Below are 23,669 nucleotides of genomic sequence, written 5' to 3' on the forward strand. Positions count from 1 at the left end.
ATGTGGAAAACAATTGTTAGAAGAGTAATTTTAATGATTCCTCAAATGTTTGTATTAAGCTTAATCATTTTTATCCTAGCAAAACAAATGCCAGGTGATCCTTTTACGGGGTTAATTACTCCAGAGACGGATCCTGCAAGAATTGAGGAACTAAGAATTCAAGCGGGTTACTATGACCCTTGGTATGTACAATATTACCATTGGGTAATCAATGCCTTTCAGGGTGATTTTGGACAAAGCTATACATATAAACTTGCAGTGTCCACATTGATTGGCGAGCGTGCATTAAACACATTCTGGCTCGCTCTACTTAGTACCATTCTCGTTTATTTAATAGCTATTCCATTAGGAATGATAGCTGGACGTAAACAGGATACTTTGTACGATAAGTCGATTACTCTGTATAGCTTTATAAGCTATGCAATACCGACCTTTGTATTGGGTTTAATCTTCTTATATATCTTTGGATACCGTTTAATGTGGTTCCCAACGAGCGGAACAGTCGATGTAGGTGTAGAGCCTGGAACACTCGAGTATTATTGGAATCGCTTGTATCATTTAATATTACCTGCAATGACGTATGCAATTTTAGCTACAACGACGATTATTCAATACTTACGTTCAGAAATTATCGATGCCAAGACACAGGATTATGTTAAAACAGCACGTAGTAAAGGTGTACCGATGAAAAAAATCTATAGAAGACATATTTTCCGTAACTCCTTATTACCAATTGCAGCCTTCCTTGGCTTTACAATTACAGGTTTATTAGGCGGCTCGATATTCATAGAGACAATTTTTGGCTTCCCGGGCATGGGGCAATTATTCATCCATTCCGTAACAAGTCGCGATTATAGTGTTATTACAGCTCTTGTTATGCTTTATGGCTTCTTAGCGTTATTAGGTAGTCTATTGTCAGATATAATTATGAGCATTGTTGATCCACGTATCCGCATAGACTAACAGCTAAATTGAACGCATAAGGAGAGGTGAATAAAATGGATCAAAAAAATGATGTAGTGAAAGTTGAAAGTACTCCACCAACAGGAATTCAAGTGGTTATACGTGAATTTAGAAAAGATAAATTAGCATTATTTTCATTTATAGGAATAACATTACTTATAATTGCGATATTAATTATGTCCTTTTTTATGAACCAGGATGAAATATTACGAATTAAATTATTAGAGCGTTTTACAGAGCCTGGCGTTAATGGATATATCCTTGGGGCTGATGAAGCTGGGCGTGATATGTATGGACAGCTTATTATCGGTGCGAAAAATTCTATTTTAATTGCAATTGCTATCACTCTTATTGCAAATGCTTTAGGGATCGCACTAGGTATAATAATGGGCTACTATGGTGGCTTTATTGATAATTTATTTATGCGTATCATTGATTTTCTTATGACATTACCGACATTAATGATTATCATTGTATTAGTTACAATTATTCCTAAATATGGTGTTTTAGAGTTAATTTTGATTTTAAGTGCCTTTCAATGGATAGGTACTGCACGTCTTGTTCGAAGTAAAGCTTTATCTGAAGGACGACGAGATTATGTAAGTGCCTCCAAAACAATGGGGACTAGTGATTTTGCCATTATGTTTAAAGGGATACTACCAAATTTAAGTTCGTTGCTAATAGTAGAGTTAACGTTGAACTTTGCAGGGAATGTGGGTATTGAAACAGGTCTATCATTTTTAGGCTTTGGTTTACCTCCTTCTACACCTAGCTTAGGGACATTAGTAAGCTATGCAACAAACCCGATAGTATTATCTACAAAATGGTGGATTTGGTTGCCCGCATCATTATTAATTTTAGTTTTGATGCTTGGTATAAATTATGTTGGTCAAGCGCTAAGACGTGCGGCTGACGCAAAACAACGATTAGGATAAAAGGGGAGGATTTACACATGAAGAAGAATTGGTTATTCCTATCCGTACTTTTTGCATTCATGCTAATTTTAGCAGCCTGCAATGGTGGTGGAGGCAGTGGGTCTGAAAAAGGCTCAGAAACTGATAATACAGAAAAGTCAGGTGAAACAGAAAAATCCGGTGAATCTGAGGCAACAAATGATTCGTTACTTCCAATGGAGGTAACAAATGAAGGAGAAGCAATTCAAGGTGGTACTTTACGCGTAGGACTTGTAACAAGCTCTCCATTCCAAGGGATTTTCAACTGGGAGCTATACGAAGATGCTTATGATTCAGAAATTTTAGCATTTGCTTCAAATGTACTTTTTGAACAAGATGGCAACTTTATTGTTACAGACAAAGGTATTGCAAAATTAGATGTTGATGTTGATGCAAAAACAGCAACTGTCACAATTCAAGGTGATTACAAATGGTCAGATGGCACACCTTTAACAGCTGATGATTTAATTTTCCCATATGAGCTAATTGGTCATCCAGATTATACAGGTGTTCGCTATGATGATGATTTCAAAAATATTGTTGGCGCAGAAGAATACCATAATGGGCAAGCAGATACAATTTCTGGTATTACAAAAGTCGATGAAAAAAGCATTAAAATTCAGCTTAAAAAAGTATCACCAGCTATTTACTCCATTGGCGATGGTTTATGGGCGTATGCAGAGCCTAAACATCAATTAGAATCTATTCCAGTGAAAGATTTACTTGCTTCAGATGCAGTACGTAAAAATCCAGTTACACTTGGTGCATTTAAAATTGATAAAGTCGTAAATGGTGAGTCTGTACAGTTTGTAGCAAACGAACATTATTTTAAAGGTAAACCGAAAGTTGATAAAGTTGTACTTGAGGTTGTACCACCAACTTCAATTGGCGAAGCATTACGTACTGGAAAATATGATCTTGCAACATCATATCCAACTAATCAGTACGATAGCATTAAGGATCTACAAAACTTAGCATTATTAGGTCGACCAGAATTATCATATTCTTATATCGGCTTTAAATTAGGAAAATATGATACAACTAATAAAGTAAACGTATTTGATGAAAAGTCAAAAATGAATAGTGTTGAATTGCGTCAAGCTGTTGCTTATGCAATGGATGTTGAAGGTGTTGCAGAAAAATTCTATCAAGGATTACGTGAGCGCGGAAATTCTTTAATTCCACCAGTATTTGCATCATATTATGATTCAACATTAGAAGGCTATAATTATGACCCAGAAAAAGCAAAAGAATTATTAGATAAAGCAGGTTTTAAAGATGTTGATGGTGATGGTATTCGTGAAGATAAAGATGGTAAAAAATTCTCTATTCGCTTAGCTTCAATGGCTGGTTCAGAAACAGATGAAGCAATTGTTGAATATTTCCGTCAAAACTGGAAAGAAGTAGGGTTAGATGTACAATTAACTACTGGTCGTCTTATCGAATTCAATGCTTTCTATGATAAAGTTCAAGCAGATGATCCAGAAATCGATATGTACCAAGCTGCATGGGGAACTGGAACAAATCCATCTCCTAAAGGTTTATATGGTGAAGGTGCTGAATTTAACTTTAGCCGTTATGTATCTCCTGAATTAACAAAATTATTAGACGCTATTGACTCAGAAGAAGCTATGGATCAAGATACACGTACAAAAGCATTCAGAGCATGGCAAGAATATATGAGTGAAAAAGCAATGGTAGTACCGACTTTCTTCCGTACAGAAGTTATTCCTGTTAATAAGCGCGTGAAAAATTACAATGTGGAATATGGAAATTCTACAGAACTGCAAGATATTGAATTAACAGCAGATGCTCCAATAAAATAATTGGTATCGAAGAAGCAGTCTTTCTTGATAGAAGAAAGACTGTTTTTTTCAAAAAGTATAAACGCACTTTGCTTAAAATAAGGTAAAAGGGGTAAAGACATCTACACCTAGGAGAAAAGCGGAGAGCAAAAAATCCATCCACTGGAAACCTCCAATGGATGGATGTAATTAGTTTTTATCGATTAGCAACCCAAGTTTTTACTAAATCAGCAGTACCATAAACATAATGTTGGTCGCCTACTTCATGATAGGCTGCACTTTGGTCAACCTCTGTATGCTTGTACTGAATACGTTGACGGCGCTTCTCTGACATCGGATCAGGAAGTGGGATAGCTGATAATAAAGACTTTGTATACGGATGAACAGGATGATTGTAAATATCATCTGCTTTACCGATTTCCATGATTTTTCCACGGTACATTACAGCAATTCGATCACTGATGTATTTGACCATGGAAAGGTCATGGGCAATGAAAAGATATGTTAAGCCACGTTCTTTTTGTAACTCTTTTAATAAGTTAACAACTTGTGCTTGGATTGATACGTCAAGCGCAGAAATTGGCTCATCCGCAATGATGAATTTAGGATCTAGGCTTAATGCACGAGCGATCCCAATACGTTGACGTTGACCACCAGAAAATTCATGTGCATAACGATTCGCGTGCTCTTTGTTTAAACCAACAGCTTCAAGTAACTCTTGGATTTTCGCACGACGTACCTTTTTATCCTTGTAAAGGCCATGGATATCAAAGGCTTCACCAATGATTTCACCAGCTGTCATACGAGGATTTAAAGAAGCATAAGGATCCTGGAAAATCATTTGCATTTGACGGTTAAATTTCTTTAACTCAGTTTTAGATTTTTTTCCTTGGACATTCTCACCATCGAAAACAATCTCGCCACCTGTAATATCATATAATCGAATGATTGAACGACCAGTTGTTGATTTACCACAACCTGATTCACCCACAAGACCAAGTGTTTCGCCTTCATAAACATCGAAGCTAATACCATCTACAGCTTTGATCGGATTACTTGGTGAACCAAAATACTGCTTTAAATTTTTGATTTCAAGAATTTTTTTCGCACCAGCTTTAGTCATTTTCTTGTGCCTCCTTTGCTAAATACCCTTCAATACGTTTAGCAACTGCTTCAGGAAGAGGAATCTTTGGTGCATCAGGATGCAATAACCACGTTTTTGCAAAATGCGTTTCACTCACTTGGAACATTGGTGGTTCTTGTTCATAATCAATGGCCATTGCGAACTCGTTACGTGCTGCAAATGCATCCCCTTTAGGTGGGTTCGTAAGATCTGGTGGTGAACCAGGAATCGTGCGCAATAACTCATCCGTATCATTATCTAGATCAGGCATAGAACCTAGTAGACCCCATGTGTATGGGTGTTTCGGATTATAGAAAATATCATTAACAGTACCATACTCCACGATTTGTCCAGCGTACATTACGGCTACACGATCTGCAATGTTTGCCACAACACCTAAATCGTGTGTAATGAAAATGATAGATGTTTTTGAGTTTTTCTGGATTTCTTTCATTAGCTCTAAAATCTGTGCTTGAATTGTTACGTCTAGGGCTGTTGTTGGCTCATCGGCAATCAATAGCTTCGGATCAGCCGCAAGGGCGATGGCAATAACAACACGTTGACGCATACCACCTGAAAATTCATGTGGATATTGGTTATAGCGTTTTTCAGGGAAGGGGATACCTACCTGTGTTAAAAGTTCAATTGCACGTTTTTTGGCATCAGCTTTGGAAACTTTTTTATGTTGCAAAATTACCTCAGTTATTTGACGTCCGACCTTCATAGTTGGATTCAAACTTGTCATTGGATCTTGGAAAATCATAGCAATTTCATTTCCGCGTACTTTTGACATTTCTTTATCCGTTAACGGAACTAAATCACGACCATTAAATAAAATTTGTCCTGACTCATAAATACCGGGTGGCTGTGGAATTAGTTTCATTAACGCATTACTCGTAACACTTTTACCAGAACCAGATTCTCCTACTATAGCGAGTGTTTCACCCTCTTTTAAATCAAAGTTAACACCACGTACAGCACGGACAAGCCCTGCATAAGTTTTAAAGTTAATTTTTAAATCTTTTACTTCTAGAATTGTTTTACTCATTTCGGCCACCTCCTTATTTACGTAGTTTTGGATCTAGTGCATCACGTAAGCCGTCACCAACTGCGTTAAACGCAAAGATTGTTAGTGAGATAAATACCGCTGGGAAAATCAAGCGCCATGGAGCATTGGCAATGGCTTTATTTCCGTCAGAGGCCATTGTACCCCAAGAAGCTGTTGGAGCAGGAACTCCAAGACCAAGATAACTTAGGAATGATTCAGTGAAAATAGCAGATGGAATTGTTAAAGTCATCGTAACTAAAATAGCACCAAGAGCATTCGGAACTAAGTGTTTAATGATTAAATGGCCTGTACTAGCACCTAATGTACGAGCTGCAAGAACATATTCTTGGTTTTTAATAGATAATACTTCACCACGTACAATACGTGCCATGTTAATCCATCCAGTGATAGACAGGGCAATAATCATTGGGAATAGACCTGGTTGCATAACAACTAAAAGTACGATTACTACTAAAAGGTAAGGTACAGCTGTTAAAACGTCAGCAATACGCATCATAATGTTATCAACACGACCGCCTGCTAAACCTGAAATACTTCCCCAGATAACACCGATAATTAAGTCAATAATCGCCGCTGCAATTCCGATAAATAGGGAAATACGAGCTCCTTCCCAAATACGAACGAAAATATCACGACCTAGATCATCTGTTCCAAACCAAAATTGTGCAGATGGAGGTGCATTGTAAACACCTAGTTGATCACTTGATTTATACTGAGAAAGCATTGGTACGAAAATAGCCATTAAAATAACAATGATTAAAATAATTATCCCAATGATGGCCATTTTGTTATGAGAGAAACGGAGAAATACTTCTTTCCAAAAGGAAACTGATTTATCAGCTAATTTTTCCGTTGCTTCATGATTGCCACCAACAATTTTGAACTTATCTTTTTCAATTTGCTGCTGTGTCATTATTTTTTCGCTCCTTTCAGTTTAATACGCGGATCAATCACACTATATAGTATATCAACGATTAATACCGCAAATAAAAGGATGATGGAATAGAACACAGTCGTACCCATAATGACTGTATAGTCACGGTTTGTAATACTTTGTACAAAGTGTTTTCCAAGTCCAGGAATAGCGAAAATTTGTTCAACAATGAAACTACCTGTTACCACACCAGCTGTTAATGGGCCTAGGTATGTTACAACTGGTAAAAGAGCATTTCGTAATGTATGGCGGAAAACAACTGTCCATTTTCCAATTCCTTTGGCACGAGCCATTTTTACATAATCACTATTGTTTTGCTCAAGCATACTTGAACGTGTTAATTTTGCGATAAAGCCCATATGTGAAAATGCAATCGCAAGGGCAGGTAAAATGCTGTAACCGAAGCCTTTCCAGCCACTAACTGGGAACAACCCTAATTTAAAGGATAAGAAATACTGCATTAAACCCGCTAAAATAAATGAAGGTACTGAAATACCTAGCACCGCAAAGGACGTTGCCAAATAATCCGGGAACTTATTATGGTATAGCGCGGAAACTACGCCAATTAAAACTCCAAATCCAACTGCTAATAGCATAGCTTCAATCCCTAATGTTAAAGACACAGGGAAACTTTCAGAAATCATATCATTTGTAGAACGCGCTTTATACTTCATTGACTCACCGAAATTGAAAGAGGCCGTATCGATTAAATAATCTTTATATTGAATATACCAAGGGTTATTTAATCCATACGTTTCGTTTAACTTCTCCTCGATTTGAGGTGGAAAATTACGTTCACTCGCAAATGGACTACCAGGAGCGAGACGCATTAAGAAAAACGTAACCGTTACGATGACGAAAAGCGCGAGAAGTATATACATCAGCCTTTTCAAAATATATTTAATCACATAAAACTCCTCCTTCTATTTGTCAATTGTCAGACAAATATATGCCTTCGTATTTTAAAAAGAGCTGACTCGAGCCTAAGAGACTACGAGGCAGCTCTCTTTTTATAGAGCTTAATTAAACAATAGAATTATTCAGTAATTTTAACATCTTTAAGTTGAATGATACCGATTCTATCTGGAGACATATTTTGTACTTTATCATCTTTAACATATAAGTTAGTGTAGTAATAAATTGGTCCAACTGGGAATTCAGTCATAGCAATTGCTTCAGCTTGTTTTAAGATTTCAGAACGCTTTGCAGTGTCTATTTCTGAAATAGATTGTTTTAATAAATCTTTATATTGAGCGTTTTCCCAACCAGTATCGTTATTACCGTTGGCAGCAGTATCGTACATTTCTAAGAATGTATAAGCATCGTTGTAGTCAGCAATCCATCCCATACGACCAACTTGATAGTCTAATTGGTTAAGTTTTTCTAAATATACTTGCCATTCAGAGTTATCAAGGTTTACTGAAATTCCAAGGTTTTTGCTCCAACCTTCTTGGATAAATTGAGCGATAGCAGCATGTCCTTCACTTGTATTAAATGAAAGGTTGATACTGATTTCTTTTGGATCAGAAATACCAAGCTCTTTCATTCCAGCTTCAAGTGCAGCTTTTGCTCCTTCAATATCATTGTCTTTATAATAACCACGGTCTTCTTCAAAACCAGAAATTGCAGATGGAACCATACCTAGAGCAGGCTTTTGTTCACCTTTAGTAACGTTATCGATTAAGCTTTGGCGATCAATTGCTAATGTTAAAGCTTTACGAATGTTAGCGTTTCCAGTAATTTTATCTTTTGTATTAAATTTGTACCAATAAATAGCTGCATAATCCTCAATTTGTAATGAGCCATCAGTTTTGAAACCATCAATTGCATCAAGTGCTACTGTTTGGTATGGAGAACCTAAGTAGTCAATTTCTCCATTTTTAAACATTGTTACTGCCGTAGCTTCATTCTCAACCATGCCTATATTAACTGTTTCAAGGTCTACATTTGCAGCATCCCAGTAATCAGTATTTTTCTTAAGAACTATTGAGTCACTGTGTTTCCAAGTATCTAAAACGAAAGGTCCGTTTGTTACATAGTTTTCACCAGCATCAGTGTACCATTCATCATTACCTTCAACTACTTTTTGGTTAACAGGTGCGTACGTTTTGAAAGCAGTTAATTCTAAGAAGTAAGCAGTCGGATTTGCTAATGTAACTACTAAAGTTTTATCATCTTCAGCTTTAATTGCTACATCATCAACAGCACCTTCACCAAGATTGTAAGCTTCAGCACCTTTAATTGGGTAGAATACAGAAGCATATTCCGATAGATTTTCAGGATTTAAAGCCCATTTCCAAGCATATTCGAAGTCACCAGCAACTACTGGATCTCCGTTTGTCCATTTTGCATCACGTAAATGGAAAGTGTAAGTAAGACCATCTTCACTTACGTCCCATTTCTCAGCCATTGCTGGAGTTGATTTACCTTCTTTGTCTGTACGTGTTAAACCTTCAAAAATGTTAATTAATACTGCGCTAGATGTAGAATCCGTCGCAAGTTGTGGATGTAAAGATGGTGGTTCAGAAGCTACAACTAGGTTTAAGTCTTTAGAAGCTGTCCCAGATGAACCAGAATCTTTTCCATCGTCTTTAGATTTTTCAGACGAATCTCCACCGAAGCCACATGCAGCAAGTACTAAAGAAAATACTGCAAGAACTGTTAATAATAAAAACTTTTTGTTTTTATTCATGTGAATCCCCCTTATACAATTTTTAAGCCTTTTGTGAAGCTCCTATTTAATATACCAAAAAAATCATTGTGCACAAAATAAAAAAGATTCAAATTTATATAGTATTATCTGACATTTAATAGAGTGATAAATTTTTCTGATTTATCACTCTAATGGAATAGAGTGTTTATATGATAATATTTTGATAATTATCTATTTTGAATATCAAAAATAAATCAAAAATAAAAAAATGATTTACTATACCGAAAATTCCTATTTTTTTGATAATATTATCGATATTTGAAAAATGAATCAAAAGTCATGGATGTAATACCTTGAGGGATTTGTATAGATTTGTAGAAAATCTGTGTAAAACTAAGTGAATTAGTTTCTTTTGGAGGTAATTTCTTGTAATTTATGATCGCGAAACATGATTATTTTTATCTATTAATGATATATAAGAAACTTGTTTTGTAATTTTCTAGGATTAACCAATTGTGGATAGGAACAAGAAAAAATAGAGCAAATCTATGAAAAAAGGTACCCATTCTAAGGAAATTTTGGGTTTAACGAGAAGTGAATGATGATAATTATATTTTTTTGAAATAATTTACTAGCTAACTGACTATACATGCATATATGCAATGCTAACCTATTTTATTCATCCATTAATTAATGCAAGTATTGCTTGATTTTTGACCATATTCTCCCAAAACAGCCAACTATGTCAATGATGTTTTTTTAAGGATGTCATTTGTCTTGCTGACAAGGATTGATTATGCAAATAATTACTAAAAATCTGATTTTTAATTGATTGAAACCGCCTTCATTAGCTTTTCAGAAAGATATGCTTCTGGATTCATGAGGATAATATGTATGAAAATTACAAAAACAGCGCTCTCATATATATGAAATGCACTGTTTTTTAAGTTAAAGTTTGAAATGATTGATTTGATTCTGTAAATCTAAGGACTTTTCACTTAGATCAGAGGCAACTTGATTTATTTGTTGCATCGTAATAGATTGCTCCTTGCTTGCTGTAGCTACGATTTGAGTATTGTCTGAGCTAGTTGAAGCACCATGAGCAATTTCTGCAACAGAGGCGGCTACTTGTTCGGCACTGGCTGAAATTTCTTCAGAAGTAGCTGATATATCTTCTATTTGATCTGTCATCGTATTAATCGCTTTTACGATTGATTCAAATGCTTGCCCTGCATGTCCAATGGTTTTTACACCCTCTGTGACAGAGTGAAGCCCATCGAAAACTGCTTTTTCTACATTATGTGTATCTTCCTGAATTTCCTGTGTTAATGTAACAATTTGATTGGCTGATTGCTTGGACTCTTCAGCTAGCTTGCGAACCTCATCTGCAACAACGGCAAATCCTTTCCCATGCTCTCCAGCACGTGCCGCTTCAATCGCTGCATTAAGTGCCAATAAATTCGTTTGATCGGTAATGGCTGTAATGACAGCTGTGATTTGACTAATCTCTTCGGATTGTTTGCTCAACTTTTGAACAAGGGTATTGATTACTTGTGTTGATTCATGAATTACATTCATTTGTTGTTGAGCTTCTTCTACTGTGTTATTGCCATTTGTCGCTAATTCAGATGTTGTAACAGCATTATGATGTAGTTGTTGAGTTGCTTCCGCTATACGTTGAACACCTACTGCCGTTTCATCCATAGCATGTGCGCTTTCGTTGGCTGCAACTGTAGCGGCTACAGCTGCATTAGCTGTTTCATTTATACGCATTGTAATCTCGTCTGCAGAGGTAGTGATTTCTTCAGTTGAGGCAGAAAGTTCTTCTACGGAAGCTGTTAAATGCTCTGCATTATTTTGAATATGGGTTAATAAATTTTTTATATTTCCCTTCATTTCATTAAAAGCTGTCGATAGCTGACCAATTTCATCCTTTGAATAGTGAGTAAGATTTTCATGAAACAATTCACCGCTGGCAATATGGTTAGCTGCTTGAACTACCGATTTTAAAGGACGAGAAATAGTGCGTTGTATGTAGAATATTAGGAAAACACCTAGGGCAATACCAATAATAATTGCAATGACAGAAATAATTTGAGAGTTGGATACTGCCTGTTTCGATTCTTTTGTCACCGTGTCAAGCTGTTGTTTTTGATAGTTCCCAATTTTATCTGATATGTCCTGTATATTTCTATTGGCTTGCTGTACGTCACCATTGACCTTTTGCAAAGCTCCTTCAAGATTACCAGCTTCAAATAGTGCCAGTGCTTCGGTCGCCGACTTGTTAAAAGCATCATTATATGTAGCTAACTCGTTTGCATATGTTTCCATTTCAGCTGAATCCGCTTTTTCCGTTATTGCTTCTACATGCTTATCTAGCATACTTGCATATTTTGTAAAACTCTCTTTATTTGCTGGATTGTCTTCAATGATAATGGCACGAATGAAAAGTCCTTGCATGGCCATTTCAAATTGAATATCATCTGCTAACTCTACAAGAGCGACATGTCCTTCTAATGCATTTTCAATCTTTTTTTCAATGTTTGAAAATAGCAGGAACATAATCATTAATGAAATGATTAGCGTGAGAATAATTGTAAAGAAACCAAAGCTTAATTTTTTACCTACAGACATGTGGATACGCCCTTTCTGATGCTATTCAAGTTTTATATTTAAATATTGCTTTTCTGAAAGGGAGAAGTCAATAACTGATGGGAGAAACAGTTCAGATTATTCATATGTTTTTTTAATGTTATTATAATAAGGAAGATTGTCTGTAAAAAACAATGAAGATATGGCTGTTTTCATCGTTTTATAGTACGGATTACGTGTTTGTACTATAAAAAAGAAGAAACCGAGATGTTTTGTCTCGGTTTCTATCTTATGACTGTTTTTTTAACTGTAAAATGACAGCCTCATCAGGGTCAATATACAGTGTTTTCTGTTCAAAGTAAATGACAAAACCCGGTTTAGCCCCATTTGGTTTCTTGACCTGTCGAATTTCTGTGTAATCCACTGGCACAGAAGAAGATTCTCTAGCTTTAGAAAAATAAGCGGCTAATGTGGCAGCTTCTCGTAATGTTGTGTCGTCTGGTTCACTTGAATGGATGACAACGTGAGATCCTGGAATATCCTTTGTGTGCAACCAAATATCTGTGCGTTTTGCTATTTTAAACGTCAACATATCATTTTGCTTATTGTTTTTTCCAACAGAGATCGATACTCCTGTAGATGAAACATAGCGCTCTGGTTCTGGCTTTACTTGTTTTTTCTTTTTCTTGGCATGACGTAGTTTTAAGTAGCCTTGCTCTGCCAGCTCTTCGCGAATTTCCTCAATATCCCCTGGAGAAGCTTGCTGTACTTGTTGTGCCAGCATTTCAAAGTAGGCAATTTCTTCTGTCGTTTTTTCAAGCTGCTCTTGAACCATAACCAAGGCGTTTTTTGCCTTTGTATATTTTGTGTAATAGCTTTGCGCATTTTCAATCGGTGTTTTACGTTCACTTACTGGAATCGTAATCACTTCGCCTGTTTCACTATAGTAGTTTGTTACCGTTACCTCTTTGACACCTTTTTCAAAGGCATAAATATTTGCCATTAATAGCTCACCATAAAGCTGAAATTGATCAAGCTTGGAGGCACGCTCGTAGTCCTTCGTCAGCTTTTTCGTTTTTAAGGATAGTTTATCAATTTCATTTTGTAGCCAGCGCTCTAAATCACCTGCTTGTTGTTTCACACGGTCTCGTTCTGCACGTGCAAAAAATACGCGGTCGAGAAGCTCGTGAACATTAGGGTAGACAGTTACTTCTCCCTGCAAATGACTCAACTCAATAGGTGAGAAATACGTTTTGTTATTAGAAAGTACATACATTGGCTTCATACCACCGTTTGCAAAGGATGTCATAAATTCCTTGAAACAGGCTGGTGCATTAGATGCTGTTGTCATGCGGTACAATAATTCTTCAGCGTGAAGAGGCGAAAAACCGGCTAACTGTGTTACGATCTCTTTGGTCGTTTTTGCTTCAGCGAAAAACATTGTTAGCTCTTCATCTGTAACCGTTAATGGGTTCCATTTATTTTGTGTGGGTGGTGCAATATACGGTTGACCTGGTAACACAGTTCGGAAGCTATTTACGGATGGAGGTAAATGCTTTAAGCTATCAATAATTTTCCCCTGTTCTTGATCAATCAACAGTAGATTGCTATGTCTACCCATGATTTCAGCGTGTATTTCCCTTACAATAGGATCGCCAATTTCATTTTTACTGTGAATTTCTACTATTATAATACGATCAAAATCATGTTGTTTTATGGATGAAATAAAACCACCCTCTAAATGTTTACGCAAAAGCATACAAAACATGGGAGGCTCTGCTGGATTTTCAATCGTATGCTCCGTAAGATGGACACGTGCATAAGAAGAGTGGATGGAGAACAGTAGTTTTTGATTTTTTCCGTTTGCCCGCACATGTAACACAACTTCTTGTGCATTAGGTTGATGTATTTTTGTAATCCGACCAGTGACAAGCTGTTGTAGGTCGGCCGTTACTGAATAAGTAAATAAGCCATCAAATGCCATATGAATTCCTCTTTCCAACGATATCAAGCATCTTGGTACTTTCGTATTTTTTTCATGGTGTAGTTGCTTTCGCTATCTGTCAGCTCCGACAAATACACAATTTGTATGTTTATCATAGCATTTTTTAGGTGAATATTAAAATATAGCTTCAATTGTGGTAGAATTAGCTTTTATTCTAACCAATTTTTTTGGGAGAGTCGTCATAATCGACAGAGCTTATGTTATAATAATCCCAGTATGCAAAGAAAGGTGTGACGAACCTTGGTGCGTAGTATGACTGGTTTTGGCAGAGGTGTCACAACAACTAGAGACTTTCAATTAACCGTGGAAATGCGCTCGGTCAACCATCGTTTTTTAGAAATTAACGCAAAATTTCCGAAAGAATGGCTTGAAGCAGAAATTTTTGCAAAGAAACTAATTTCACAAGCTTTGTCACGCGGCAAAATTGATGTGATGGTATATGTGAAAGACTTAGAGAACGTAGAGCAATCTATTGAAATTAATTGGTCATTAATTGAAGCGTATCGTAAGGCAAAAGAGCAATTAGCAAGTAAAGTACCACTTGAAGAAAAATGGACGATGCAAGAGCTTTTATCGCTAGAACAGGCACTTGTACAGCAAAAGCCACAGCTTACACCAGAGGATTTGCTAAGTGCTGTTGAACAAGCGATTTCACAAGCAATTAAACAGCTCGTACAAATGCGGGAACGTGAAGGGCAAGAATTACAAGAAGTTGTTGTACAATATAAAGAACAGTTGATGGAACAAGTGAATCAGATTCGTTTGTGCTCTTCTCTTGCTGTTGAAAAATATCGTACACGATTAATAGAACGAATTGCTGAAGTCGCAGATGGCACATTGCTAGATGATCGTTTACTAGCAGAAGTAGCGATTTTTGCAGAACGCGTAGACATCTCCGAAGAATTAGACAGACTAGATAGTCACTTTAATCAGCTGGAGGAAACATTACTTGAAACCATTTCAGTTGGACGTAAATTAGATTTTTTAATGCAGGAAATACATCGCGAAATTAATACGATTGGTTCAAAAAATCAATCTACAGAAGCAGCGGTTGCTGTTGTTCAGGCGAAAACAATTTTAGAAAAGATGCGTGAACAAGTGCAAAACATCGAATAACTTGCACGTGTCTGTTATAAATTAAGGGAGATATAGAGAATAAATGATAAAAGAACGTGGATTATTAATTGTTCTGTCTGGCCCATCTGGTGTAGGTAAAGGGACAGTGCGAAAAGAATTATTTTCTCAGCCGAATACGAATTATGAGTATTCCATCTCGATGACAACACGAAATCCTCGCGAAGGGGAAGTAGATGGTGTAGACTATTTTTTCAAGACACGTGAAGCATTTGAAACGTTAATTGAACAAGGTGGCTTATTAGAGCACGCTGAATTTGTTGGTAACTATTATGGAACACCACTAGCCTATGTGAATGAAACACTGGATGCAGGTCGTGATGTATTTTTAGAAATCGAAGTGCAGGGTGCAGCACAAATTCGTAAAAAAGCACCAGATGCCTTATTTATTTTTTTGGCCCCTCCAAGTTTAACGGAATTAAAAGACCGTTTAGTTGGGCGTGGGACGGAAACAGAGGATATCATTGCGAAACGCATAGCTACTGCAAGTGAAGAGCTTGAAATGATGAGCTTGTATGATTATGTTGTGGAGAATGATGAAGTGACGAATGCCTGTGATCGTATAAATGCGATTATTAAAGCCGAGCATTGTCGTAGAGAACGTGTTGAAAAAAGATATTTGTCAATGTTGAGAGGAGAATAAAACAATGTTATACCCATCAGTGGACGCTTTAAAAAAAGAAATCGATTCAAAATATTCATTAGTGAGCCTTGCTTCTAAACGTGCTCGCCAAATGCAAGAAGAGCAAGATACAGAACGTTTACACAAGTATGTTTCTCATAAATACGTAGGAAGAGCACTTGAAGAAGTAGCGGCAGGTGTACTTACGAAGGTATCACAGGATGAGTCCGCTGTGTACGAAGACGAAATTTAACATACATGTAACGTAGTTGGGTTACATGCATGCTAGTTCGCAGTAGATTTTGATTATACAGAATGCCGAGAGCTCCCAGGGAATCCTTCTTTGGGAGCTTATCATTTGAAAGGACGACACCTAGCATGAATAAAAATATTTTACTATGTGTTTCAGGCGGAATTGCAGTATATAAGGCTGTTGCGCTCGTTAGCAAGCTATCACAAGCAGGGGCCAATGTAAAAGTTATGATGACAGCTTCTGCTAGACAGTTTGTGAATCCATTAAGTTTTCAAGTGATGTCCAAAAATGACGTTTATTTTGACACGTTTGATGAAAAAGATTCAAGTGTGATTGCCCATATCGATTTAGCAGATTGGGCTGATTTGATTTTAGTGGCTCCCGCTACGGCCAATATGATTGGCAAATTAGCCAATGGTATTGCTGATGATATGGTCACAACAACCTTGCTTGCTACTACAGCCCCTGTCTGGATTGCACCAGCTATGAATGTACACATGTATGACCATCCAGCGGTAAAACGAAATTTAGATCGGCTATCAGCTGATGGATACCAATTCATTGAGCCTTCAGAGGGGTTTTTAGCATGTGGCTATGTCGGGAAGGGACGTTTAGAGGAACCTGAAAAAATAACGGCCCTAGTAAAGGCTTTTTTTTCAGGACAATCCAAACCATTAAAAGGTAAAACCGTAATTGTGACAGCAGGTGCGTTGCAAGTACCATTAGATGAAAAGCATATGATTAGCCCACAGGCAAGTGGCATTATTGGACGAGCATTAGCGAATGAGGCAAGGATACGTGGGGCACATGTGATTGAAATTGAAAATAGCAATTTGTATGATGTTATTCAACAACTGGAAGCCTATAAAATCCAATATCCCCAAGCATTTTTTATACATGCAGCGAATGTACCAACCATCGACGAAACGCCGATTATTTCTGTAGAAGGAACGAATGCAATCACTTTCGGACAGCAAGTGCAAGGTAAACCAATGATCAATATACTTTCTGATAGCTGGATTGATTTTAGTGAAAATGCTCAGCTTAATGGACAATTTTTGGCTACGACAAATCCCCAGCTTTTTGCACAGACACTCTGGTCTCATATTACAAAGGATGAGGTGCAATGAGCTTTTTAATAGCAGAGGTCATTGTAGACGTCTCTACCTACCATGTAGACCGTCCCTTTGATTATCAAGTACCTCTCGAATGGGTAAACGTAATAGAATTAGGCTGTCGTGTGAAAGTGCCATTTGGTCCAAGAAATGTTTTAGGCTTTATCGTTGGCTTGAAAAAGGAAACAGATGTACCACTGAATAAATTAAAGGCTATCACTCAAATTTTAGACATGGAGCCGGTCCTGACAGAAGAAATGCTGCTAATGGCGAAATGGTTAAAGAACAACACGATTTGCTATGAAATAGATGCCTTGCAAGTGATGTTACCATCTGCACTTCGGGCTAAGTATGAAAAAATAATTAAATTACAACAGTCTCAAAGTCTACCAGAAGAAGTACAGTACATTTTTGGTAAACGCCAACAAGCTAACTTTAAAGAATTTGAGCGAGCAGGTTTACTTCCTTTATTAAAGCAGTTGGTTGCAGAGAGCATTGTTTCAATTGAGAATGTTGTGAAGCAGCAGGGCAATGTAAAAGAAATCCGAATGGTTCAAATTACAGAAGACCAGCAACTTGTAGAACAGGCTTTGGAACAGTCAAAAAGAGCCGTTAAACAACGTCTATTACTACAATGGATGTGTCAACATCTAGGAGAAATTTTATCACCCCAGCACATTTGTGAGGAAACAGGAGTCTCGATATCGGTATTAGAGGCAGTAATTGAAAAAGGAGCTGCCCAGTTTATTCAAGAGGAAGTTTTTCGTGATCCATTTACGAAGAAAGTTTCTCGTACACAGGCCTTACAATTAACAGAGGAGCAGAGGGGTGCTCTTCAAGCTATTACTACAGCTATAGAGCAGCAACAAGCGCAAACATTTTTGCTACATGGTGTAACAGGGAGCGGTAAGACAGAGGTTTATTTACAGGCTATTCAAAAGGTGCTAGATGAAGGGAAAGAAGCCATTATGTTGGTACCTGAAATCTCTTTAACACCTCAAATGACTGAGCGATTCCGCAGTCGCTTTGGTGAGATGGTTGCTGTTATGCATAGTGGATTATCTGTTGGAGAGAAGTATGATGAATGGCGTAAAATTCAACAAGGTAAAGTGAAAGTAGTAGTTGGTGCTCGTTCCGCTATTTTTGCACCCTTTACGAATATTGGTCTTATTATCTTGGATGAGGAACATGAATCAACGTATAAGCAAGAAGACTCGCCGCGTTATCATGCAAGAGATGTCGCCATATGGAGGAGCGAATTTTATAAATGTCCTATTATTTTGGGTAGTGCAACACCAGCTCTAGAGTCATTTGCCAGAGCTAAAAAGGGCGTATATACGCTACTCTCATTAACGCAACGTGCTTTACACCAAGCATTGCCGACTGTTTTTATTGCAGATATGCGTGAAGAGCTTCGTCAAGGAAATCGTTCGATGTTCTCAGACTCTCTTGCTGAGGCGATTCGTATAAGACTTGAGAAAAAAGAACAGATGGTGCTGTTTTTAAATCGTCGTGGTTATTCATCGTTTGTTCTATGTAGGGATTGTGGTACGGTTGTACAATGTCCAAATTGCGACATTTCCTTAACCTATCATCGGACAACGGAGAAATTAAAATGCCATTATTGCGGTTACGAGGAATCTGTTCCTAAAATATGTCCACAATGTCAAAGCGATCATATTCGTTACTTTGGTACAGGTACACAAAAAGTCGAGGAAGAACTTTTTAAACTATTTCCTGAGGCAAGAGTGTTACGTATGGATGTAGATACCACGAAGCATAAAGGGGCACATGAAGAAATCTTAGATACATTTGGAGCTGGACATGCAGATATTTTACTGGGGACGCAAATGATCGCAAAGGGTCTTGATTTTCCTAATATTACTCTTGTCGGTGTACTAAGTGCTGATACATCCTTGCATTTACCTGATTATCGTGCAGCAGAGCGCACATTTCAGCTACTAACACAGGTAAGTGGAAGGGCAGGACGACATGATAAGCCAGGGGAAGTAATTATTCAGACGTATACCCCTGAGCATTATGCAATTGAGCTAGCCAAAACGCAGGAGTATGAACCATTTTATGAACGAGAGATGTTTTTACGTCGTCGCTCCAGCTATCCACCTTATTATTTTGTAGCCCTTATTCAATTATCTCATGAAGATGTCATGATGGCTGCTGAATATGCTGGACGAGTGGCAGATTGGCTACGAGGAAATTTATCGAATCAAGTAGCCATTATAGGACCAACAACGGCAAGTATTGCTCGTCTCCAAAATAGATATCGTTATCAATGTTTGATAAAATATAAAATTGAACCAAATCTAATTCCAGTGTTACAGCGACTGCTTGCCATGTATCGAGCAGAATGGATTAAACAAGGAATATTAATGACGGTAGATTTAGATCCGTCTACTATATAGTGAAATTAACAGCAAGATTTTTTTACAATAGTAAAATGAACAATCAGCTATTGCACTAGCTTGAATACAGAAATGAGGAAATGAGAATGGCTATAAAAAAAGTAATCGAAAACCCAGCAAAAGTACTATCAACACCATGTGCAGAAGTGACAGAAATTAATGATGGAATCATTGCATTACTAGATGATTTATATGACACAATGGTGGAATATGATGGCGTTGGTATTGCAGCGCCACAAATAGATGTAGGCTTACGCGTAGCAATTGTAGAACTAGGTGAGGAACGCGATATTTTAGAAATGATTAATCCAACGGTTATTGAAACAGATGGAGCGGAAATAGATATTGAAGGTTGCTTGAGCTTTCCAGGGTTATATGGTGAAGTAGAACGTCCTAACTATGTTAAAATTGAAGCTTGTGATCGTGAAGGACGTGTATATGAATTAGAAGCAGGAGGCTTTGATGCCCGTGCCATCTTACATGAAATTGATCATTTAGACGGCGTGCTGTTTGATTCGAAAATCAAGCGTATTATTACAGCAGAAGAACTTGAAGAACTGTACGCAGAAGAGGAGGAATAAAATGACGTCTATAATTTTTATGGGGACACCTGACTTCTCAGCACCTATTTTGCGTATGCTACATGATGAAGGATACGATATTAAAGCAGTTGTGACACAGCCAGATCGTCCAGTTGGGCGAAAGCGTGTATTGACACCACCACCTGTGAAGGCTGCAGCTTTGGAACTTGGCTTACCAATTATTCAACCAGAAAAATTGCGCGGCTCTGAAGAGTTACAACAAATTCTTGCTCTACAGCCAGATTTAGTGATAACAGCAGCTTTTGGACAAATACTACCAAAGGAGCTATTAGATGCTCCTGCTTTTGGCTGCATTAATGTTCATGCCTCACTACTTCCAAAATACCGTGGAGGCGCTCCTATTCATCAAGCTATTATAGATGGCGAGAAAGAGACTGGGGTAACCATTATGTATATGGCAGAAAAGCTTGATGCTGGAGATATTATCTCTCAAAGAGCGATTCCTATTGAAGAAAACGACTATACAGGTGGCCTTTTTGAAAAGCTAAGCATAGTGGGTTGTGAGCTCCTAAAAGAGACACTTCCTTCTATTATAAATGGTACAAATAGCCGAACAGTCCAAGATGAAGCACTTGTTACCTTCGCCAGCAATATTTCGAGAGAGCAAGAACGCATCGATTGGACAAACGATGCTGCTACTTTATACAATCAAGTACGTGGTCTTCATCCGTGGCCGGTTGCTTATACAACTTTTGAGGATGGTAATTTTAAAGTATGGTGGGCAGCTATTGGTAAATGCAAGCATGAGACGAATCCAGGTACAGTTGTAGCGATTGAGAAAGATCATTTTGAAGTAGCAGCTGGCAACGGTACAACTTTAGCATTATATGACGTGCAGCCAGCTGGCAAGAAGCGTATGACCGCAGAGGAGTATTTACGTGGTACAGGTTCTAAATTACAGATTGGGGACCAATTTAAATGAGTAAAAAAAGTGTAGTGATTTGGGATGGAAATGTGCGAGATGCTGCATTATCTATTCTATTAGCAGTTGATAAAAACCAAGCATATAGCAACTTATTGCTAAACGAAACAATTAAACGACATAAAATTGAGGCGAAAGATCGTGCCTTATTAACTGAAATTACGTATGGAACTTTACAGCATAAAATGACGCTTGATTTTTATTTAGAGCCTTTTATTCGTGGGTCAGTCGATCATTGGGTACGTTGGTTATTAAGAATATCGTTGTATCAAATTCATTATTTAACTCGTATCCCACCACATGCTGCTGTAAATGAAGCAGTGGAAATTGCCAAGCGTAGAGGGCATCGTGGTATTGCTTCGACGGTGAATGGGATTTTAAGATCGGTGTTACGTAGCGGCGTTCCTTCTACAGAGGATATAGCAGATCCAATGGAGCGACTTGCTATTGAAACAAGCCATCCCGAGTGGTTAGTGCAACGATTTGTAGCAAACTATGGTTTAGAGCTAGCAACAGCAATGTTGCATGAAAACAATGTGCCAGCTATGCAAACAGTGCGTGTGAATACAACAAAAACAACGGTTAAACAGGCTATTGCTGAACTAGAGGAAGAAGGATTAACAGTACAGCAAAGTGATTTAATGCCTGAATGTTTACGTGTAACCAATGGTCAACCTGCACGTACAAAAGTATTTAAAGAAGGTCACATTACTATCCAAGATGAAAGTTCAATGATACCTGCTAAAGTGTTAAATCCATCTCCTGGCATGCGTGTCCTTGATATGTGTGCAGCCCCGGGTGGAAAAACAACACATTTAGCCGAAATAATGAAAAATGAAGGATCTATTTTAGCGACAGACCTTCATCCACATAAATTAGATTTAATCGACCATAATACAGAACGTCTAGGGCTTGATATTGTTGAAACAGCCCCAATTGATGGACGGAAAGCGCCAGAATTTTTACAAGCAGCGTCTTTTGATGCTATTTTAGTTGATGCACCATGTAGTGGGCTAGGGGTTATGCGACGTAAGCCCGATATTAAATATACAAAGCGAGAAGAAGATTTAGAAAATCTACAAAAAATCCAATTAGCTTTACTTGAGGCAGCAACTAAAGTATTGAAAACAGATGGAAAGCTTGTGTACAGTACTTGTACAGTCGATCTACAAGAAAATGAAGGCACAGTTCATGCCTTTTTAACAGCACATCCAGAAATGGAAGCAATACAACTAGAGTCTTTACCAACAAAATTAGCGGAAAAGCAAGCTAATGGCATGCTTCAAGTCTTTCCACAAGACTTTGGCAGTGACGGTTTCTTCGTTGCCGCCTTTCGTAAAAAAGGAGAATCCAACTAATGGTGGATCAAGAGAAATTTAATGAACGTATTAACGATTTAGTTGATGAAGCGGAAGACAAGCCCGTCCGACGTGTCAAGAAAGAAAAACCAAATTTAAAAGAATCTATTTATTCTTTACAGCCATATCAGTTAGAAGAATGGTTAACAGAAAACGGTGAAAAACCTTTCCGTGCTACTCAAATTTTTGACTGGCTGTATAATAAACGTGTAAAGACATTTGAAGAAATGTCGAACCTTTCAAAGGGATTGCGTGATAAGTTAACAGCCAATTTTGCGTTAACAACACTATCAACCATTATTAAGCAAGAATCTAAAGATGGTACCATTAAATTTTTATTTCAATTGCAAGATGGCTATTCAATCGAAACCGTATTAATGCGCCATGAATATGGCAACTCTGTTTGTGTAACAACACAAGTAGGATGTCGAATCGGCTGTACATTTTGTGCTTCCACTTTAGGTGGTTTGAAGCGACATCTACTAGCAGGAGAAATCGTGGAGCAAGTTGTCAAAGTGCAGCAGACTTTAGATGAAGTGGGCGAGCGAGTATCGCATATTGTCATTATGGGTATTGGCGAACCTTTCGATAACTATGATGCGATGATGAACTTCTTAAAAGTAATCAACCATGAAAAAGGGTTAAATATCGGTGCACGTCATATTACTGTATCAACATCAGGGATTGTTCCAAAAATTTATCAGTTTGCAGATGAACAATTACAAATTAACTTCGCCGTGTCACTACACGCACCAAACCAAGAGGCACGTCAAAAGCTAATGCCAATTGCTCGTGCATACAAATTGGATGAATTAATGGAGGCTGTTCGTTACTATACTAAAAAAACAGGGCGACGAGTGAGTTTTGAGTATGGATTGATGTCTGGTGAAAATGATTCAGTGGAAATTGCAGAGGAGTTATCGGCATTAATTAAAGGAATTAAATGTCACGTTAACTTGATTCCTGTCAACTACGTACCAGAACGTGATTATGTTCGTACGTCTCGTAGTCAAATTTTTGCTTTTGAAAAAACCTTAAAGAAAAATGGGATTAACGTAACGATCCGCCGAGAGCAAGGCTCAGATATCGCAGCTGCGTGTGGTCAATTACGTGCTCAAGAGAGATCTGAAGAAACGAGGTGAC

At 37.6% G+C, this 23,669-nt stretch carries 19 protein-coding genes; 12 read left to right on the forward strand and 7 right to left on the reverse strand.

The genetic code is table 11. The features are described from left to right. Genes opp4B through NST76_RS04605 form a run of 3 tightly spaced genes read left to right on the forward strand, consistent with a single transcriptional unit; the run spans position 1 to position 3,742 of the window. On the forward strand, positions 1–963 hold the full coding sequence (opp4B, locus tag NST76_RS04595) for an oligopeptide ABC transporter permease (protein ID WP_089931972.1): 963 nt from the start codon (positions 1–3) through the stop codon (positions 961–963). A gap of 35 nt (positions 964–998) precedes the next feature. Beyond that, positions 999–1,898, forward strand: a complete 900-nt coding sequence (locus tag NST76_RS04600) for an ABC transporter permease (protein WP_036125031.1) — start codon at positions 999–1,001, stop codon at positions 1,896–1,898. Positions 1,899–1,915: 17 nt separating this feature from the next. Beyond that, positions 1,916–3,742, forward strand: coding sequence for an oligopeptide ABC transporter substrate-binding protein (locus NST76_RS04605; protein ID WP_342544677.1), 1,827 nt, complete (start codon positions 1,916–1,918; stop codon positions 3,740–3,742). Between the two features lie 175 nt (positions 3,743–3,917). Here NST76_RS04605 and NST76_RS04610 read toward each other — a convergent pair whose 3' ends face one another. The 7 genes from NST76_RS04610 to NST76_RS04640 all read right to left on the reverse strand — a co-directional run bounded on the left by NST76_RS04610 (position 3,918) and on the right by NST76_RS04640 (position 14,076). Continuing rightward, positions 3,918–4,844 carry an ATP-binding cassette domain-containing protein gene (locus tag NST76_RS04610; protein ID WP_036125026.1) on the reverse strand — a complete coding sequence of 309 codons (927 nt, stop codon included), beginning with the start codon at positions 4,842–4,844 and terminating at the stop codon, positions 3,918–3,920. After that, on the reverse strand, positions 4,837–5,892 hold the full coding sequence (locus NST76_RS04615; RefSeq protein ID WP_058843482.1) for an ABC transporter ATP-binding protein: 1,056 nt from the start codon (positions 5,890–5,892) through the stop codon (positions 4,837–4,839). Before NST76_RS04615 ends, NST76_RS04610 begins: the two co-directional genes overlap by 8 nt. A 13-nt stretch (positions 5,893–5,905) precedes the next feature. Further along, entirely contained in the window at positions 5,906–6,826 is a 921-nt protein-coding gene (locus NST76_RS04620; protein WP_036125023.1) for an ABC transporter permease, read from the reverse strand. Then, positions 6,826–7,755 carry an ABC transporter permease gene (locus NST76_RS04625; RefSeq protein WP_036125020.1) on the reverse strand — a complete coding sequence of 310 codons (930 nt, stop codon included), beginning with the start codon at positions 7,753–7,755 and terminating at the stop codon, positions 6,826–6,828. The genes NST76_RS04620 and NST76_RS04625 overlap by 1 nt, the downstream gene beginning before the upstream one ends. Before the next feature lie 128 nt (positions 7,756–7,883). Further along, the gene (locus NST76_RS04630) at positions 7,884–9,539 is read right to left on the reverse strand and encodes a peptide ABC transporter substrate-binding protein (protein ID WP_342544680.1); all 1,656 of its coding nucleotides are present in this window, start codon (positions 9,537–9,539) and stop codon (positions 7,884–7,886) included. A gap of 909 nt (positions 9,540–10,448) precedes the next feature. Beyond that, entirely contained in the window at positions 10,449–12,134 is a 1,686-nt protein-coding gene (locus NST76_RS04635) for a HAMP domain-containing methyl-accepting chemotaxis protein (protein WP_342544681.1), read from the reverse strand. Between the two features lie 247 nt (positions 12,135–12,381). Next, positions 12,382–14,076: an NFACT RNA binding domain-containing protein gene (locus NST76_RS04640; protein ID WP_036125010.1), complete on the reverse strand. Its 1,695-nt coding sequence runs from the start codon at positions 14,074–14,076 to the stop codon at positions 12,382–12,384. A gap of 261 nt (positions 14,077–14,337) precedes the next feature. Between NST76_RS04640 and NST76_RS04645 the strand changes: the two genes are divergently transcribed. The 9 genes from NST76_RS04645 to rlmN all read left to right on the forward strand — a co-directional run bounded on the left by NST76_RS04645 (position 14,338) and on the right by rlmN (position 23,668). Then, positions 14,338–15,213 (forward strand): YicC/YloC family endoribonuclease, encoded by an 876-nt coding sequence (locus NST76_RS04645; RefSeq protein WP_036125007.1) that lies wholly within the window; start codon positions 14,338–14,340, stop codon positions 15,211–15,213. A gap of 43 nt (positions 15,214–15,256) precedes the next feature. Continuing rightward, positions 15,257–15,874 carry a guanylate kinase gene (gmk, locus tag NST76_RS04650; protein ID WP_036125005.1) on the forward strand — a complete coding sequence of 206 codons (618 nt, stop codon included), beginning with the start codon at positions 15,257–15,259 and terminating at the stop codon, positions 15,872–15,874. A gap of 4 nt (positions 15,875–15,878) precedes the next feature. Continuing rightward, the gene (gene rpoZ, locus NST76_RS04655) at positions 15,879–16,106 is read left to right on the forward strand and encodes a DNA-directed RNA polymerase subunit omega (protein ID WP_036125003.1); all 228 of its coding nucleotides are present in this window, start codon (positions 15,879–15,881) and stop codon (positions 16,104–16,106) included. A gap of 125 nt (positions 16,107–16,231) precedes the next feature. Beyond that, positions 16,232–17,236 carry a bifunctional phosphopantothenoylcysteine decarboxylase/phosphopantothenate--cysteine ligase CoaBC gene (gene coaBC / locus NST76_RS04660; RefSeq protein ID WP_271912496.1) on the forward strand — a complete coding sequence of 335 codons (1,005 nt, stop codon included), beginning with the start codon at positions 16,232–16,234 and terminating at the stop codon, positions 17,234–17,236. After that, on the forward strand, positions 17,233–19,644 hold the full coding sequence (priA, locus tag NST76_RS04665) for a primosomal protein N' (protein ID WP_036124935.1): 2,412 nt from the start codon (positions 17,233–17,235) through the stop codon (positions 19,642–19,644). The genes coaBC and priA overlap by 4 nt, the downstream gene beginning before the upstream one ends. An 86-nt stretch (positions 19,645–19,730) precedes the next feature. Then, positions 19,731–20,225 carry a peptide deformylase gene (gene def / locus NST76_RS04670; RefSeq protein ID WP_036124934.1) on the forward strand — a complete coding sequence of 165 codons (495 nt, stop codon included), beginning with the start codon at positions 19,731–19,733 and terminating at the stop codon, positions 20,223–20,225. A 1-nt stretch (position 20,226) separates the two neighbouring features. Next, entirely contained in the window at positions 20,227–21,168 is a 942-nt protein-coding gene (fmt, locus tag NST76_RS04675) for a methionyl-tRNA formyltransferase (protein ID WP_036124932.1), read from the forward strand. After that, complete coding sequence (rsmB, locus tag NST76_RS04680; protein WP_036124929.1) at positions 21,165–22,526, forward strand: 16S rRNA (cytosine(967)-C(5))-methyltransferase RsmB; 1,362 nt, start codon at positions 21,165–21,167, stop codon at positions 22,524–22,526. The genes fmt and rsmB overlap by 4 nt, the downstream gene beginning before the upstream one ends. After that, positions 22,526–23,668 (forward strand): 23S rRNA (adenine(2503)-C(2))-methyltransferase RlmN, encoded by a 1,143-nt coding sequence (rlmN, locus tag NST76_RS04685; RefSeq protein WP_036124927.1) that lies wholly within the window; start codon positions 22,526–22,528, stop codon positions 23,666–23,668. Before rsmB ends, rlmN begins: the two co-directional genes overlap by 1 nt. Position 23,669: the final 1 nt, after the last annotated feature.

Source organism: Lysinibacillus sp. FSL W7-1291 (assembly GCF_038593415.1).
GTDB classification, from domain to species: Bacteria; Bacillota; Bacilli; order Bacillales_A; family Planococcaceae; genus Lysinibacillus; species Lysinibacillus fusiformis_D.